This window comes from Pseudomonas asiatica (assembly GCF_040214835.1).
Lineage (GTDB): Bacteria > Pseudomonadota > Gammaproteobacteria > Pseudomonadales > Pseudomonadaceae > Aquipseudomonas > Aquipseudomonas putida_Z.
Window position 1 is genome coordinate 5,457,087 of record NZ_CP157874.1, and the last position, 16,713, is coordinate 5,473,799.

General features: G+C 62.0%; 14 protein-coding genes. 7 read left to right on the forward strand and 7 right to left on the reverse strand.

All coding sequences use genetic code 11. The features are described from left to right. Positions 1-215: 215 nt before the first annotated feature. The gene (locus ABNP31_RS24345; protein WP_286100692.1) at positions 216-2,666 is read right to left on the reverse strand and encodes a glycogen/starch/alpha-glucan phosphorylase; all 2,451 of its coding nucleotides are present in this window, start codon (positions 2,664-2,666) and stop codon (positions 216-218) included. A 185-nt stretch (positions 2,667-2,851) separates the two neighbouring features. Between ABNP31_RS24345 and ABNP31_RS24350 the strand changes: the two genes are divergently transcribed. Then, positions 2,852-3,256 (forward strand): YkgJ family cysteine cluster protein, encoded by a 405-nt coding sequence (locus ABNP31_RS24350; RefSeq protein WP_350012840.1) that lies wholly within the window; start codon positions 2,852-2,854, stop codon positions 3,254-3,256. Between the two features lie 200 nt (positions 3,257-3,456). Here the strand turns inward: ABNP31_RS24350 and typA are convergent, their stop codons facing one another. Both typA and thiI read right to left on the reverse strand, forming a co-directional pair. After that, entirely contained in the window at positions 3,457-5,277 is a 1,821-nt protein-coding gene (gene typA, locus ABNP31_RS24355) for a translational GTPase TypA (RefSeq protein ID WP_003259874.1), read from the reverse strand. A 127-nt stretch (positions 5,278-5,404) separates the two neighbouring features. Further along, positions 5,405-6,859 carry a tRNA uracil 4-sulfurtransferase ThiI gene (thiI, locus tag ABNP31_RS24360; protein WP_238067022.1) on the reverse strand — a complete coding sequence of 485 codons (1,455 nt, stop codon included), beginning with the start codon at positions 6,857-6,859 and terminating at the stop codon, positions 5,405-5,407. A gap of 470 nt (positions 6,860-7,329) precedes the next feature. Here thiI and glnA point away from each other — a divergent pair, with 470 nt between their 5' ends. The 4 genes from glnA to ntrC all read left to right on the forward strand — a co-directional run bounded on the left by glnA (position 7,330) and on the right by ntrC (position 12,144). Beyond that, positions 7,330-8,736 carry a type I glutamate--ammonia ligase gene (gene glnA, locus ABNP31_RS24365; protein WP_025340936.1) on the forward strand — a complete coding sequence of 469 codons (1,407 nt, stop codon included), beginning with the start codon at positions 7,330-7,332 and terminating at the stop codon, positions 8,734-8,736. Positions 8,737-8,909: 173 nt separating this feature from the next. Beyond that, positions 8,910-9,353 (forward strand): cupin domain-containing protein, encoded by a 444-nt coding sequence (locus tag ABNP31_RS24370; RefSeq protein WP_085663481.1) that lies wholly within the window; start codon positions 8,910-8,912, stop codon positions 9,351-9,353. Positions 9,354-9,625: 272 nt separating this feature from the next. After that, positions 9,626-10,711, forward strand: a complete 1,086-nt coding sequence (gene glnL / locus ABNP31_RS24375; protein WP_085663480.1) for a nitrogen regulation protein NR(II) — start codon at positions 9,626-9,628, stop codon at positions 10,709-10,711. After that, entirely contained in the window at positions 10,708-12,144 is a 1,437-nt protein-coding gene (gene ntrC, locus ABNP31_RS24380) for a nitrogen regulation protein NR(I) (RefSeq protein WP_046613491.1), read from the forward strand. The genes glnL and ntrC overlap by 4 nt, the downstream gene beginning before the upstream one ends. Before the next feature lie 441 nt (positions 12,145-12,585). Here the strand turns inward: ntrC and ABNP31_RS24385 are convergent, their stop codons facing one another. After that, complete coding sequence (locus ABNP31_RS24385; protein ID WP_075046617.1) at positions 12,586-13,023, reverse strand: hypothetical protein; 438 nt, start codon at positions 13,021-13,023, stop codon at positions 12,586-12,588. On the opposite strand from ABNP31_RS24385, the gene trmL reads away from it, so the two are divergent. Next, positions 13,022-13,483, forward strand: coding sequence for a tRNA (uridine(34)/cytosine(34)/5-carboxymethylaminomethyluridine(34)-2'-O)-methyltransferase TrmL (trmL, locus tag ABNP31_RS24390; protein ID WP_013974580.1), 462 nt, complete (start codon positions 13,022-13,024; stop codon positions 13,481-13,483). The two genes, ABNP31_RS24385 and trmL, sit on opposite strands and share 2 nt — an antisense overlap. A 163-nt stretch (positions 13,484-13,646) precedes the next feature. Here the strand turns inward: trmL and secB are convergent, their stop codons facing one another. Genes secB through ABNP31_RS24405 form a run of 3 tightly spaced genes read right to left on the reverse strand, consistent with a single transcriptional unit; the run spans position 13,647 to position 14,841 of the window. Beyond that, the gene (secB, locus tag ABNP31_RS24395) at positions 13,647-14,132 is read right to left on the reverse strand and encodes a protein-export chaperone SecB (RefSeq protein WP_013974581.1); all 486 of its coding nucleotides are present in this window, start codon (positions 14,130-14,132) and stop codon (positions 13,647-13,649) included. Between the two features lie 39 nt (positions 14,133-14,171). Beyond that, positions 14,172-14,426, reverse strand: coding sequence for a glutaredoxin 3 (grxC, locus tag ABNP31_RS24400; protein ID WP_003249204.1), 255 nt, complete (start codon positions 14,424-14,426; stop codon positions 14,172-14,174). Position 14,427: 1 nt separating this feature from the next. Then, entirely contained in the window at positions 14,428-14,841 is a 414-nt protein-coding gene (locus tag ABNP31_RS24405; RefSeq protein WP_003259887.1) for a rhodanese-like domain-containing protein, read from the reverse strand. A 206-nt stretch (positions 14,842-15,047) separates the two neighbouring features. Between ABNP31_RS24405 and gpmI the strand changes: the two genes are divergently transcribed. Beyond that, entirely contained in the window at positions 15,048-16,583 is a 1,536-nt protein-coding gene (gene gpmI / locus ABNP31_RS24410) for a 2,3-bisphosphoglycerate-independent phosphoglycerate mutase (RefSeq protein WP_350012841.1), read from the forward strand. Positions 16,584-16,713: the final 130 nt, after the last annotated feature.

A 16,713-nucleotide genomic window follows, 5' to 3' on the forward strand; every position in this document is an offset into this window, starting at 1 on the left:
TTTACAGGGAGAGTTGCGGGCTAGCGAGTGATGAGACTCGCCACGGCTCTCAGACGGCACAATAGGTCGGTAGTTCAGCGTGCGCCAGGCCGGTGGTCTGGTTGTGGGCCCATTCGCGGGCACGCCCGCTCCCACAGGAGTTGCACAACCCTGGAAACCTTGTGCAGTCCATGTGGGAGCGGGCGTGCCCGCGAAGAGGCCGGCACAGGCCTACCTCAATCCAGCGCCTTCCAGATCTCGCTGGCATATTCCCGAATGGTCCGGTCCGAGGAGAACCAGCCCATCCGCGCGGTATTCAGCACCGCCATGCGCCACCATTCCTGCGGCGTGTGCCACAGCTCCTCGACCCGTCGCTGGGCATCCCAGTAGGCATCGAAATCGGCACACACCAGGAAGCGGTCATGAGCCACCAGCCCGTCGATCAGCGCGCTATAGCGCGACGGGTCGTCCGGCGAGAACACCCCGCTGCGAACAGCCTGCAACACGTCGTTCAGGCGGCTGGACGCGGCAATCGCCGCACTGGCGCCAAAGTCCCCGTCGCGCCGTCTGGCCTCCACCTGCTGCGCGGTAAGGCCGAAGATGAACATGTTTTCGGTACCCACCTGCTCGCTCATCTCGACGTTGGCACCATCCAGGGTGCCGATGGTCAGCGCGCCGTTCAGGCCGAACTTCATGTTGCTGGTGCCGGAGGCTTCGTAACCGGCGGTGGAAATCTGCTCGGAAAGGTCCGCCGCCGGGATGATGCTTTCGGCCAGGCTGACGTTGTAGTTGGGCAGGAATACCACCTTCAGCAGGCCGCGCACGGTGGGGTCGTTGTTCACCACCCGGGCGATGTCGTTGGCCAGCTTGATGATCAGCTTGGCCTGGTGATAGCTGGCCGCGGCCTTGCCGGCGAAAATCTTCACCCGCGGCACCCAGTCGGTACCGGGGTCGTTGCGCATGGCCTGGTACAGCGCCACGGTGTGCAGCAGGTTTAGCAACTGGCGCTTGTATTCGTGAATGCGCTTGACCTGCACATCGAACAGCGCTTCGGGGTTCACCGTAACGCCCAGGCGGTCCTGGATGATGCTGGCCAGGGCACGCTTGCTGTGCAGGCGCTGCGCGGCGAACTGCTTGCGGAAGCCGCTCTTGTCGGCGAACGGCACCAGATTGACCAGGCGCCCTTCCGGATCGTCCAGCAACTCAGGGCCCAACGCCTCGACCAGCATGGCGGTCAGCTGCGGGTTGGACTGGTACAGCCAGCGGCGGAAGGTAATGCCGTTGGTCTTGTTGTTGATCCTTTGCGGGTAGAGCTTGTGCAGCTCGGCGAACACCGTGCTTTTCATCAGCTTGCTGTGCAGCGCCGATACACCGTTGACGCTGTGCGAACCGAGGAACGCCAGGTTGCCCATGCGCACTCGGCGGCCGTTGTCTTCTTCGATCAGCGACACGGCCCGCAGCACATCGAAGTCGTGCAGGCCTTTCGCCCGCAGCGCGTCGATGTGGTAGGCGTTGATCAGGTAGATGATCTGCATGTGCCGCGGCAGCATGCGTTCCATCAGCGCCACCGGCCAGGTTTCCAGGGCTTCGGGCAGCAAGGTGTGGTTGGTGTAGGCCAGGGTGCCGACGGTCAGCTCCCAGGCGGTATCCCAGGGGATTTCATGCTGGTCGACCAGCAGGCGCATCAGCTCGGCCACGGCGATCGACGGGTGGGTGTCGTTGAGCTGGATGGCCGCCGCATCCGGCAGGTTGAGCAGGTTGTCGTGCATGTTCAGGTGGCGGCGCAGCAGGTCCTGCAACGAAGCCGAAACAAAGAAGTACTCCTGGCGCAGGCGCAGCTCCTGGCCCGCCTCGGTGCTATCGGCCGGGTACAGCACCCGCGAAATGCTTTCGGCCCGCGCCACCTCGGCTACCGCACCCAGGTGGTCACCGGCATTGAAGCGTTCCAGGTGCAGCTCTTCCAGCGCCCGCGCACGCCACAGGCGCAGGGTATTGACGCTGGCCCCGCGCCAACCGACTACCGGGGTGTCATAGGCCACCGCTCGCACGGTCTCGCCCGGCCACCACACCTGGCGCTGCTGGCCGTGGGTGTCGTGCACCGTTTCGACGCTGCCGCCAAAGCTGATCGGGTAGATCACCTCGGCGCGCTCGAACTCCCAGGGGTTGCCGAAGTCCAGCCAGTTCTCGGTCTGCTCCTGCTGCCAGCCATCGACCATGGCCTGGCGAAACAGCCCGTGCTCGTAGCGGATGCCATAACCGTGAGCAGCGATGCCCAGGGTCGACATGCTCTCCATGAAGCACGCCGCCAGGCGGCCCAGGCCACCGTTGCCCAGCGCAGCATCGGGCTCGAGCAGGCGGATGCGCTCCAGGTCCACGTCCAGCCCTTCCAGTGCGTCACGGGCAATGTCGAGCAGGCCCAGGTTGCTCAGGCTGTCGTACAGCAAGCGGCCGATGAGGAATTCGAGGGAAAGGTAATAGACCCGCTTCTGGCTGCGGCGATAAGCCTGGCGGGTGTGGTCCATCCAGTGATCGACCATGTGATCGCGCGCGGCCAGTGCGATGGCTTCGAACCAGTCGTGGTCGAAGGCGTGCTCCGGGTCCTTGCCGACCGCGTAGGTCAGCTTGTCCAGTACAGCGGCGCGAAATTCGGCCACCTCGGCGTCACGAGCTTTGGGTTCCTGGGACATGCGGCATCCTCGGGCAAGTTGACGAAAGCGGAGGGAGACTGTTGAGCCTAGACCCTTCGACAGGGAGTGACAGTTAGCGTTCGCAGTTTTCATGCCCACTCTGCGATTACGGCAAAAGGTTGTTCATAAATTGAACAATTCCGGTATGATCGCGCGCCCCAAGACCGTGATACACCCCCATAACGATGAAAACGACCCTGATCGCCGCGGCCGAAGTCGACCGCCTGGAGACCTGGCAGCGCTACACCAGCAACATGTGCCATGACTGCCATTCGACCTGCTGCACCCTGCCGGTGGAGGTGAAGATCAAGGATCTGATCCGTATCGGCGTGGTCGACGAGTTCGAGAAAGACGAACCGCCGAAGAACATCGCCAAGCGCCTGCAGAAGGACGGCATCATCGAACGCTTCAACCAGAAGTCGGGGATCTTCACCCTGACCCGGATGAGCAATGATGACTGCCTGTACCTGGATCGTAAAAGCCGGCTGTGCACCATTTATGACAAGCGGCCGGATACCTGCCGCAACCACCCCAAGGTCGGGCCGCGGCCGGGGTATTGTGCGTACAAGCCCAAGGTGGTCGGGCGCTGATCCTGCTTTGCATTTGAGATTCTGGGGCTGCGTTGCAGCCCTTTCGCGACACAAGGCCGCTCCTACAGGAGATCGCGGTCCCTTGTAGGAGCGGCCTTGTGTCGCGATGGGCCGCAAGGCGGCCCCAAAATCTGCAGGCAAACAAAAACGCCCCCGGCCTTTCGACCGGGGGCGTTTTTGTTTCAGCTCAAGCTAGACAATCAAGCCTTGGCTTTCTTGGCAGCGCGGGTACGCTCGCCTTCGTCCAGGATCTTCTTGCGCAGGCGGATCGACTTCGGAGTCACTTCGCACAGCTCGTCGTCCTGGATGAATTCCAGGGCCTGTTCCAGGGTGTGGCGAACCGGCGGTACCAGGGCGATGACTTCGTCTTTGCCCGAAGCACGCATGTTGTCGAGCTTCTTGCCCTTGGTCGGGTTCACGCCCAGGTCGTTGTCACGGCTGTTCAGGCCGATGATCTGACCGTTGTAGATGTCCTGACCGTGCTCGATGAACAGCTTGCCACGAGCCTGCAGGGTTTCCAGCGAGTAGGTCAGCGCCTTGCCGGTCTCGATCGAAACCAGTACACCGTTCAGGCGGCCGGACATCTGGCCGGCTTTCATGGTGTCGTAGCGATCGAAGATCGAGGTCAGGATGCCAGCACCGTTGGTCAGGGTCAGGAACTGGTTACGGAAACCGATCAGACCACGAGCAGGTACGTTGTACTCCAGACGTACACGGCCCTTGCCATCCGGCGCCATGTTGGTCAGGTCGCCTTTACGCAGGCCCATTTCTTCCATGACCTTGCCCTGGGATTCTTCAGGGATGTCGATGGTGACGTTCTCGAACGGCTCCTGCTTCACGCCGTTGACTTCGCGGATGATCACTTCAGGGCGGCCTACAGCCATCTCGAAGCCTTCACGACGCATGGTTTCGATCAGAACCGACAGGTGCAGCTCACCACGGCCGGAAACCTTGAACTTGTCAGCCGAGTCGCCCTCTTCAACGCGCAGTGCAACGTTGTACAGCAGCTCTTTGTCCAGACGTTCCTTGATGTTACGGCTGGTGACGAACTTGCCTTCCTTGCCGCAGAACGGCGAGTCGTTGACCTGGAAGGTCATCGAAACGGTCGGCTCGTCAACGGTCAGTGGCTTCATCGCCTCGACGTTGTTCATGTCGCACAGAGTGTCGGAGATGAACAGCTCGTCGAAACCGCTGATGCAGACGATGTCGCCAGCCTGGGCTTCTTCAACGTCGACGCGGTGCAGGCCGTGGTGGCCCATCAGCTTGAGGATACGGCCGTTACGCTTCTTGCCTTCGGTGTCGATGGCAACAACCGGGGTGTTCGGCTTGATACGACCACGGGCGATACGGCCAACGCCGATAACACCGAGGAAGCTGTTGTAGTCCAGAGCGGAGATCTGCATCTGGAACGGGCCATCGACGTCAACGTTCGGCGCCGGTACGTTGTCGACGATCGACTGGTACAGCGGGGTCATGTCTTCGGCCATGTCGGTGTGGTCCAGGCCGGCGATGCCGTTCAGGGCCGAGGCGTAGACAACCTGGAAGTCCAGCTGGTCGTCGGTGGCACCGAGGTTGTCGAACAGGTCGAAGATCTGGTCCAGAACCCAGTCAGGACGCGCGCCCGGGCGGTCAACCTTGTTGATCACGACGATCGGCTTCAGGCCAGCTTCGAAAGCCTTCTTGGTCACGAAGCGGGTTTGCGGCATCGGGCCGTCCTGGGCGTCGACCAGCAGCAGCACGGAGTCGACCATCGACATTACACGCTCAACCTCGCCACCGAAGTCGGCGTGGCCGGGGGTGTCGACGATGTTGATGTGGTAGCCGTTCCAGTTGATGGCAGTGTTTTTCGCCAGAATGGTAATGCCGCGCTCTTTTTCCTGGTCGTTGGAGTCCATCACGCGCTCGTCGTTGAGCTCGTTACGCTCCAGGGTGCCGGACTGGCGCAGGAGTTTGTCGACCAGGGTGGTTTTACCATGGTCAACGTGGGCGATGATGGCGATGTTACGCAGATTTTCGATCACAACTGTATCTCGATCAGAGGATTCGGTTGCCGCCAGTGTAGGCGGCGAATATGTACGGTTTGAGGCTCAGCGGGCCCGATGGTCGGGAGGGCGATGGCGGATGCTGCCGCCATACAGCCCTGGCGTCTTATGTCGGACGATAAACACGCACATTGGCATGTCCCTCACTGAGCAGGTGGTGTGCGTGCAGACGGCTCATCACACCTTTGTCGCAATACAGCAAGTACTGGCGGTTGGCATCCAGCTGCTTGAACTTGCTGTTGATGGCATAGAACGGCATGGCCTGGACTTCGATACCGTCGAGCACCAGAGGTTCGTCTTCCTGGGCATCGGGGTGACGAATGTCGATGACGATCTGGCCGGGCAGCGCCTCGGTCACTTCCTCGATTTCGATGTCCTTGCCCAGTTCGTCGATCACATGGTCGATGGAGATCAGCCGGGCGCGTTCCAGAGCGCGCTCCAGCACGGCCATGTCGAACTGCTTCTCTTCATGCTCCATGCGGTGGCGCTTGGCGTGGGTGGTCGGGTTTACCGAGATCACGCCGCAGTATTCTGGCATGTGCTTGGCGAAGTCGGCAGTGCCGATCGCATAGGCCTGGTCGATGATGTCCTGCTTGTGGCTGGCCAGCAGCGGGCGCAGCACCAGCTTGTCGGTGGCCGAGTCGATGATCGACAGGTTCGGCAGGGTCTGGCTGGACACCTGGGAAATCGCCTCGCCGGTGACCAGCGCGTCGATCTCCAGGCGGTCGGCCATGTGCGCGGCACCGCGCAGCATCATGCGCTTCAGGGTCACACCCATGTAGCTGTTGTCGACCTTGTTGAGGATCTCGCCGACCACTTCCTCGAACGGCACGCTGATGAACAGCACGCGCTGGCTGCTGCCGAACTTCTTCCACAGGTAGTGGGCCACTTCCATCACGCCCAACTCGTGGGCACGGCCGCCGAGGTTGAAGAAGCAGAAGTGGGTCATCAGGCCACGGCGCATCATCTGGTAGGCCGCCACGGTGGAGTCGAAGCCGCCGGACATCAGTACCAGGGTCTGCTCCAGGGCGCCCAGCGGGTAGCCGCCGATGCCCTGGTGCTGGTTGTGGATCACGTACAGGCGCTGGTCGCGGATTTCGATGCGCACCAGCACTTCCGGGTTTTTCAGCTCGATGCCGGCTGCGCCGCACTGCTGACGCAACTGGCTGCCGACATAACGGTCGACGTCCATCGAGGTGAAGTCGTGGTGGCCGCCGCGCTTGCAGCGCACGGCGAAGTGCTTGCCGGCCAGCAGATGACCGAAGTGCTGCTTGCACTTGGCGACGATGTCGTCGAAGTCGCCGAGCGGGTATTCCTCTACCTGCAGGAAGTGGGTGATACCCGGGGTGCAGGTGAGGCGCTCGATCATCTCGCGCTGGACTTTTTCGTCTTCGACGCGGGTGACCACTTCGAGATTGTCCCAGACACCATCGACCACGAGCTCAGGGTCAAGGTCCTTGAGCACGTTGCGGATGTTCTTGCCGAGCTGGCGGATGAAGCGCTTGCGCACCGGCCGGCTCTTGATGGTGATTTCTGGGAAGACTTTGACGATAAGTTTCATTGGTTAACAGCGCGCGCAGGGCCTGCCGAAAATGAGGGGCGCGAATTATAGCGGAAATTGCTCAGGATTTGACCAACTTTTGTACAGAAGGTCGGATTTATATTGCCTGCACCGGCCTCATCGCCGGCAAGCCAGCTCCCACAGGCCATCCGCAGCTCTCAAGACTTACGCCCTACCTGTGGGAGCGGGCGAGCCCGCAAAGAGGCCCTCAAAGAAAGCACATAATTCAAGCAATGCACACTATTGGTGCACAACTACCAAAATTCGCATCTTAAGGGTGCATTTTTACCCGCCAACTCTGCGCCCAATGCCCGCAAACGCCCCCTTTTATCCCGCCCTCGCCATTTTCGGGCACTGGCATGCAATTTGCTCCCTTGTGAGGCAGGTAAGCTTGGCCGACTATCCGCGCCCGGCAACACCCTTTTTCCAGGGCAGCGGCCCACCGCGCTCTAGACCATCCGGAGGACAACATGTCGAAGTCGGTTCAACTCATCAAAGATCATGACGTCAAGTGGATTGATCTGCGTTTCACGGACACCAAAGGCATTCAGCACCACGTGACCATGCCGTCGCGTGATGCGCTGGAAGACGACTTCTTCGAAGTCGGCAAGATGTTCGACGGTTCCTCCATCGCTGGCTGGAAAGGCATCGAAGCTTCCGACATGATCCTGATGCCGGTCGACGAAACTGCCGTACTGGACCCGTTCACCGAAGAGCCAACCCTGATCATCACCTGCGACATCGTCGACCCGTCGAGCATGCAGGGCTACGATCGTGACCCTCGCGCCATCGCCAAGCGCGCCGAAGAGTACCTGAAGAGCACCGGCATCGGTGACACCGTATTCGCCGGCCCGGAGCCAGAGTTCTTCATCTTCGACGAAGTTAAGTTCCAGTCGGACATCTCCGGCTCGATGTTCAAGATCTTCTCCGAGCAAGGCTCGTGGATGACCGGCGCTGATGTGGAAGGCGGCAACAAAGGCCACCGTCCAGGCGTGAAAGGCGGCTACTTCCCGGTTCCGCCGTTCGACCACGACCACGAAATCCGTACCGCCATGTGCAACGCACTGGAAGAAATGGGTCAGACCGTCGAAGTTCACCACCACGAAGTGGCGACTGCCGGCCAGAACGAAATCGGCGTCAAGTTCAACACCCTGGTGAAGAAGGCTGACGAAGTACAGGCACTGAAGTACGTCGTGCACAACGTTGCCGACGCCTACGGCCGTACCGCCACTTTCATGCCGAAGCCTCTGTACGGCGACAACGGCTCGGGCATGCACGTGCACATGTCGATCTGGAAAGACGGCAAGAACACCTTCTCGGGTGAAGGCTATGCCGGCCTGTCCGACACCGCCCTGTACTTCATCGGCGGTATCATCAAGCACGGTAAGGCCCTGAACGGCTTCACCAACCCGTCGACCAACTCCTACAAGCGTCTGGTCCCAGGCTTCGAAGCCCCGGTAATGCTGGCCTACTCGGCTCGCAACCGTTCCGCCTCGATCCGTATTCCTTACGTCGGCAGCCCGAAAGCCCGCCGTATCGAAGCTCGCTTCCCGGATCCATCGGCCAACCCATACCTGGCCTTCGCGGCCCTGCTGATGGCCGGCCTGGACGGTATCCAGAACAAGATCCACCCAGGCGATGCTGCCGACAAGAACCTGTACGACCTGCCGCCTGAAGAGGCCAAGGACATCCCGCAGGTTTGCGGCAGCCTGAAGGAAGCTCTGGAAGAGCTGGACAAGGGCCGTGCGTTCCTGACCAAGGGCGGCGTGTTCTCCGACGACTTCATCGATGCCTTCATCGAGCTGAAGAGCGAAGAAGAAATCAAGGTCCGCACCTTCGTTCACCCGCTGGAATACGAGCTGTACTACAGCTGCTGATCTGATCGGCGCCTGGCGCCGATGACATGATCACGAACGGCCTCCTTCGGGAGGCCGTTTTCGTTTCCGTGGCTGCCTCATCGATTTCATACAGAACCAGCAGATGCCGCTGACATTTCGCCGCCCCTTCAGCACGCAGGGTAGGCGTCCCTTCAGTCGACGGACATCACGCCATGCGCAAACTTCTACCTGCAATGATTACCGTATCCGCCCTCCTCGCCGGCTGCGCCAGCAACGGCACCGCGCCAGGCCAGGCAACGTCACAGGTGCTTCACCGCGCCACCGGCAGTTGGGACGGCACCCCCTATCGCGATTACCCCGAAGGACGACCAGTGCTGTCGCTGGTGAAAGTCAGCATCCCCGCCCACACAACCCTCGGCTGGCACTGCCATCAGGCCCTCAATCTGGGCTATCTGGCGGAGGGCAGACTTGAGGTGGAAACCCGCGACGGCAAGCGCACAAGCCTGGTTGCAGGCCAGACGCTGGCAGAACTTCAAGGGGAAGTGCACCGCGGGCACACCACCGCGCAGCCCGCCACTGTCATGGTGTTCCACGCAAGCAATGAAGACCTGGCGTTTTCAACGCCAGAAGCCGAATGCCCGCCAACTGTGCGATAAACCCTGAAACCACCTATGCTCCATATTGGTGCATTCTGAGAGCTAACGCCCCCGAATGCACCCCAAAAGCGATCACATGAACCGTTTAATCAGTTCATTCTGGTGCGGTTTTTCCCGTTTTCAGGGCTTTATCGGCAAATTCCGCTTCTTTTCGGAGCCTTGGTTTGGTTCTTGCATTTTTTGCCCAAAGACTGGAATCAGCGGATCCACCGCGCGCCCGACCATGGCCGCGCCCATGCCCGACACGCGCCAAAAGAGGTCGACGACGCCCTATGACCATCAGCGATGCCCAGCACCGTCTGCTTCTGGACAACCTGACCACCGCCACGCTGCTGCTCAACGCCGAGCTGCGCCTGGAGTACATGAACCCGGCCGCGGAAATGCTCCTGGCGGTCAGTGGCCAGCGCAGCCATGGGCAGTTCATCAGCGAACTGTTCACCGAGTCGACCGAGGCGCTCAGCTCGCTGCGCCAGGCGGTCGAGCAGGCGCACCCGTTCACCAAGCGCGAAGCGCAGCTCACCTCGCTGACCGGGCAGGCCATCACCGTCGACTACGCGGTAACGCCGATCCTGCACCAGGGCCAGACCCTGCTGCTGCTGGAGGTGCACCCACGCGACCGGCTGCTGCGCATTACCAAGGAAGAGGCCCAGCTGAGCAAGCAGGAAACCACCAAGATGCTGGTGCGCGGCCTGGCCCACGAAATCAAGAACCCCCTTGGCGGCATCCGCGGCGCAGCCCAGCTGCTGGCCCGCGAACTGCCTGAAGAAGGCCTGCGTGACTATACCAACGTGATCATCGAGGAAGCCGACCGCCTGCGTAACCTGGTCGACCGCATGCTCGGTTCGAACAAGCTGCCGTCGCTGGCCATGACCAACATCCACGAAGTGCTGGAGCGGGTCTGCAGCTTGGTAGAGGCCGAAAGCCAGGGCTGCATCACTTTGGTGCGCGACTATGACCCCAGCCTGCCGGATGTGTTGATCGACCGCGAGCAGATGATCCAGGCCGTGCTCAACATCGTGCGCAATGCCATGCAGGCGATCAGTTCGCAGAACGAACTGCGCCTGGGCCGCATCACCCTGCGCAGCCGTGCCCTGCGCCAGTTCACCATCGGCCACGTGCGCCATCGCCTGGTGGCGCGGGTCGAGATCATCGACAACGGCCCGGGCATCCCGCCGGAACTGCAGGACACCCTCTTCTATCCCATGGTCAGCGGCCGCCCGGACGGTACCGGGCTGGGCCTGGCCATCACCCAGAACATCATCAGCCAGCACCAGGGCCTGATCGAGTGTGAAAGCCATGCAGGCCACACCGCCTTCTCGATCTACCTGCCCCTGGAACAAGGAGCCACCGCCTCATGAGCCGAAGTGAAACCGTATGGATCGTCGACGATGATCGCTCCATCCGCTGGGTCCTGGAAAAAGCCCTGCAACAGGAAGGCATGACCACCCAGAGCTTCGACAGCGCCGATGGCGTGATGGGCCGCCTGGCACGCCAGCAACCGGACGTGATCATTTCCGACATCCGCATGCCGGGCACCAGCGGCCTCGACCTGCTGGCACAGATCCGTGAGCAGCACCCGCGCCTGCCGGTCATCATCATGACCGCCCACTCCGACCTGGACAGCGCCGTTGCGTCGTACCAGGGCGGTGCATTCGAGTACCTGCCCAAGCCATTCGATGTGGACGAGGCGGTCTCGCTGGTCAAGCGCGCTAACCAGCACGCCCAGGAGCAACAAGGGCTGGATGTGCCGCAGAGCCTGGCGCGCACCCCGGAAATCATCGGTGAAGCACCGGCAATGCAGGAGGTGTTCCGCGCCATCGGCCGCCTCAGCCACTCCAACATCACCGTGCTGATCAACGGTGAGTCCGGTACCGGCAAGGAGCTGGTGGCCCACGCCCTGCACCGCCACAGCCCGCGTGCGGCCTCACCGTTCATCGCACTGAACATGGCAGCCATCCCCAAGGACCTGATGGAGTCCGAGCTGTTCGGCCATGAAAAGGGCGCCTTCACCGGCGCCGCCAACCTGCGCCGAGGGCGCTTCGAGCAGGCCGACGGCGGCACCCTGTTCCTCGACGAGATCGGCGACATGCCCGCCGACACACAGACCCGCCTGCTGCGAGTGCTGGCCGATGGCGAGTTCTATCGCGTGGGCGGCCACGTGCCGGTCAAGGTCGATGTGCGCATCATCGCCGCCACCCACCAGAACCTGGAGTCGCTGGTACAGGCCGGCAAGTTCCGCGAGGACTTGTTCCACCGCCTGAACGTGATTCGCATCCACATCCCACGGCTGGCCGACCGCCGCGAGGATATCCCCGCCCTCGCCCGCCACTTCCTCGCCCGCGCCGCCCAGGAGCTGGCGGTCGAGCCGAAGATCCTCAAGCCGGAAACCGAGGAATTCATCCGCAACCTGCCGTGGCCGGGCAACGTACGGCAAATGGAAAACACCTGCCGCTGGATCACCGTGATGGCCTCCAGCCGCGAAGTGCTGATCGGCGACCTGCCGCCAGAACTGCTGAACCTGCCACAGGACGCCGCGCCGGTAACCAACTGGGAGCAGGCCCTGCGCCAGTGGGCCGACCAGGCGCTGGCGCGCGGGCAGACCAGCCTGCTGGACAGCGCAGTGCCGAGCTTCGAGCGGATCATGATCGAAACGGCGCTCAAGCACACTGCAGGCCGTCGGCGCGATGCGGCACTGTTGCTGGGTTGGGGGCGCAACACCCTGACGCGCAAGATCAAGGAGCTGGGGATGAATGTGGCGGGTGGCGATGATGAGGAAGGGGACGATCACTGAGTTCCAGGTAAACCCATAGTTCTTTGGGGCTGCTGCGCAGCCCATCGCGACACAAGGCCGCTCCTACAGGAGAATGCGATCCCCTGTAGGAGCGGCCTTGTGTCGCGATGGGCCGCAAAGCGGCCCCAAACATTTCAGCCCTTCGATGCACCGATCCTGTGCCCGATGCACCTCTCGAAGGCACAAATCCCCCGCAAAAACGGCCAAATCACCCTGAAAACCCATAATTGACGGGCTTTTCAAAACTGGCACGCCCCCTGCAATAACCCATACATATCCAGTTTCGGGGGCCCTGGTACAGGCAGGCCGGGTGAACCCCTCTTTTATTCGCAACATCGCCAGTTTTGGGGACCTCGGTACAGGCAGGCCGGGCCATCCCCCCTTTATACGCAGTACCCCTTTCGGGGACCCTGGTACAGGCAGGCCGGGATATCCCCTCTTTTATTCGTGCAGTTTCACCTGCAACCGCCAGCGCCCAGCGTCCTCTGCACCGGCCCACTCGCCGTGCAGGGGGCGCGCGGCCACCACCGTCAGCAACAGACCTTCCTTGCTATTCTGCACCCGCCAGCTCACAGGCTTGCCCTGCAGGCTCAGTTGCCCTTGCCGGGCCTTGCCCTGGGCCTGGAACAACAGTGCTACCGTACCTTCCACATTCTCGCCATGCAGCTGAGGCTCTTCGTTGAACCACAGCTCCAGGCCATCCTGCACCACCTCCACCTGCTGCAGCTCGCGCTCGTCGGGCGTGGTCAGGCGGCCAATCATCAGCCCCACCATCAAGCCGACGATCGCCAGCGACAGCATCACCCGCGGGAACGCCTTCGAACGCAGGTCCGGTTCGGGGGTAGAATGCCCGTCATCTTCACGCTTGGAGCCGTGCATGTTTCACGTCATCCTTTTTCAACCAGAAATTCCGCCGAATACCGGCAACATCATTCGCCTGTGCGCCAACAGCGGCTGCGACCTGCACCTGATCGAGCCCATCAGCTTCGAACTGGACGACAAGCGCCTGCGGCGCGCGGGGCTGGATTACCACGAGTATGCCACGCTCAAGCGCCACGAGAGCCTGGCCGGATGCCTGGAAAGCCTGGGCAACCCACGGCTGTTCGCCTTCACCACCAAGGGCTCGCACCCGTTCCACGAAGTGGCTTACCAGCCGGGTGATGCCTTCCTGTTCGGGCCAGAAAGCCGCGGCCTGCCGGCCGAAGTACTGGACAGCCTGCCGGCCGAACAACGCCTGCGCCTGCCGATGCGGCCGGGGTGCCGCAGCCTGAATCTGTCCAATACCGTGGCTGTGACGGTGTATGAGGCGTGGCGGCAGAATGGGTTTGCCGGGAGCTGAGCTGTAGCCTGTGCCGGCCTCTTCGCGGGTAAACCCGCTCCCACAGGAACCAAACCAACCTCAAGGGCGGCGCTGTACCTGTGGGAGCGGGTTTACCCGCGAAGGGGCCGGCACAGGCAACAAAAAAGCGCCCCTTGAGGCGCTTTCTTGATACCAGCAGCTATTACTGCACAGTCGGCGCTTCGCCGGCTTCCTGCATGCGCTGCATTTCCTGCGCGTACAGGGCGTCGAAGTTGACCGGCGACAGCATCAGGGCCGGGAACGAACCGCGGGTCACCAGGCTGTCCAGGGTCTCGCGGGCGTACGGGAACAGGATGTTCGGGCAGAACGCACCCAGAGTGTGGCTCATCGAAGCCGCGTCCAGGTTCTTGATCAGGAAGATACCGGCCTGCTGCACTTCAGCGATGAAGGCCACTTCGTCACCGTTCTTGACGGTAACCGACAGGGTCAGCACCACCTCGTGGAAGTCGCCTTCCAGGGCTTTCTGCTTGGTGTTCAGGTCCAGGGCAACGCTCGGCTCCCAGGTCTGGCGGAAGATCTGCGGGCTTTTCGGGGCTTCGAACGACAGGTCGCGCACATAGATGCGCTGCATGGAGAACTGAGGGCTGTTGTCTTCTGCAGCAGCGCCGTTGGTCTGTTGGTCAGTCATGGCAGATCCTTATCCTAATGTTTTTGAATGCAGTGCAAATCAGGCCGCCAGCAGCGCGTCGAGCTTGCCGGCGCGCTCCAGGGCATAAAGGTCATCGCATCCACCGACGTGGGTGCTGCCGATCCAGATCTGCGGCACAGATGTACGGCCGGCCTTCTGGCTCATCTCGGCACGAACCTGTGGCTTGCCGTCGACCTTGATTTCCTCGAAGGCCACGCCCTTGCTCTCGAGCAGGTACTTGGCGCGCATGCAGTAGGGGCAGTAGTCGCTGGAATAGACGATGACGGGCTTCATATCACTTCACCAGGGGCAGGTTATCGGCTTTCCAGCTGGAAACGCCACCGCTCAGTTTGGCGGCGTTGTAACCAGCCTTGAGCAGCTCGCGGCAGATGGTGCCGGACTGCTGGCCCATCGAGTCGACGACGATCAGGGTCTTCTCTTTGTGCTTGTCCAGCTCGCTCATGCGGTTGACCAGCTTGTCCTGCGGGATGTTCACCGCACCGACGATGTGACCGGCGGAGTATTCCTTGGTCGGGCGGATGTCGATGACCAGGGCTTTCTCGGCATTGACCAGGGCAGTCAGCTGGCCGTTGCTCAGGCTCTGGCCGCCGCGACGGATTTCGTTGACCAGCAGCGCGACCAGCAAAACAACGAAGATCGCCACCAGGATGTAGTGGTTTGTCGCAAATTGAATCAGGTTAGCAACCATCTGGGGTGTTCCACGCGATTGAAAATGCCGGCCAGTATACACAGCCCCCCAGTGCCACCAAAGCCCGACGGGCCGGCCGGAAAGGTACCTTCATGTTGCCGCATTGGCCACGCTGGTCAGGGAACAGGACGAATATTCGCCGCCGGTGGCGCATTTGCCCTAAAATGCGTGTCTTTATCATCTTTGAACAACCGTGAGTTTGATTGATGACGAGTACGCCCAAACCCCTGGTCCTGATCATCCTGGATGGCTTCGGCCACAGCGAAAGCCCCGAATACAACGCCATCTACGCCGCCAACACACCGGTCTATGACCGCCTGCGCGCCAGCCAGCCGCATGGCCTCATTTCCGGCTCGGGCATGGATGTCGGCCTGCCGGACGGGCAGATGGGCAACTCCGAAGTCGGTCACATGAACCTCGGCGCCGGCCGCGTGGTGTACCAGGACTTCACCCGGGTGACCAAGGCCATCCGCGACGGCGAGTTCTTCGAGAACCCGGTTCTGACCGGCGCCGTGGACAAGGCAGCCAGTGCCGGCAAGGCCGTGCACATCCTCGGCCTGCTGTCCGACGGCGGCGTACACAGCCACCAGGACCACCTGGTAGCCATGGCCGAACTGGCCGCGCAGCGCGGTGCGGAAAAGATCTACCTGCACGCCTTCCTCGATGGCCGCGACACGCCGCCACGCAGCGCACAGTCGTCCATCGAACTGCTCGACGCCGCCTTCGTCAAGCTGGGCAAGGGCCGCATCGCCAGCCTGATCGGCCGCTACTACGCCATGGACCGCGACAACCGCTGGGACCGCGTCAGCGCCGCCTACAACCTGATCGTCGACAGCGCTGCCGAATACACCGCCGACACCGCCCTGGCCGGCCTGGAAGCGGCCTACGCCCGCGACGAGAGCGACGAGTTCGTCAAGGCCACGCGCATCGGTGAAGCAGTCAAGGTCGAAGACGGCGATGCGGTGATCTTCATGAACTTCCGCGCCGACCGCGCCCGCGAACTGTCGCGCGTGTTCGTCGAAGCCGACTTCAACGAATTCCCGCGTGCCCGCCTGCCAAAACTGGCCGCCTACATCGGCCTGACTCAGTACTCGGCGAAAATCCCGGCCCCCGCCGCCTTCGCCCCGGCCAGCCTGAACAACGTGCTGGGCGAGTATCTGGCGAAGAACGGCAAGACCCAGCTGCGCATCGCCGAGACCGAGAAGTACGCCCACGTCACCTTCTTCTTCTCCGGCGGCCGCGAAGAGCCGTTCGAAGGCGAAGAGCGCATCCTGATCCCGTCGCCGAAGGTCGCCACGTACGACCTGCAGCCGGAAATGAGCGCACCGAAAGTTACCGACCGCATCGTCGAGGCCATCGAGCAGCAGCGTTATGACGTGATCGTGGTCAACTACGCCAACGGCGACATGGTCGGCCATACCGGCGTGTTCGAAGCGGCGGTGAAAGCCGTCGAAGCCCTGGATGGCTGCGTCGGGCGCATCGTCGAGGCGCTGGACAAGGTCGGCGGCGAAGCGCTGATCACCGCCGACCACGGCAACGTCGAGCAGATGGAAGACGAGTGCACCGGCCAGGCGCACACCGCGCACACCACCGAGCCGGTGCCGTTCATCTATGTCGGCAAGCGCAACGTCAAGGTGCGTGACGGCGGCGTGCTGGCCGATGTGGCGCCGACCATGCTGAAGCTGCTGGGGCTGGAAAAGCCGGTGGAAATGACTGGTACCTCGATCCTGGTCGACGCCTGATTCTGTATATTGGGGCCGCTCTGCGGCCCTTCGCGGGCATGCCCGCTCCCACAAAAGCAGGTTGTGCCGCTGATTCTGTGGGAGCGGGCGAGCCCGCGAAGGGCTGCACAGCAGCCCCAACAACACATGA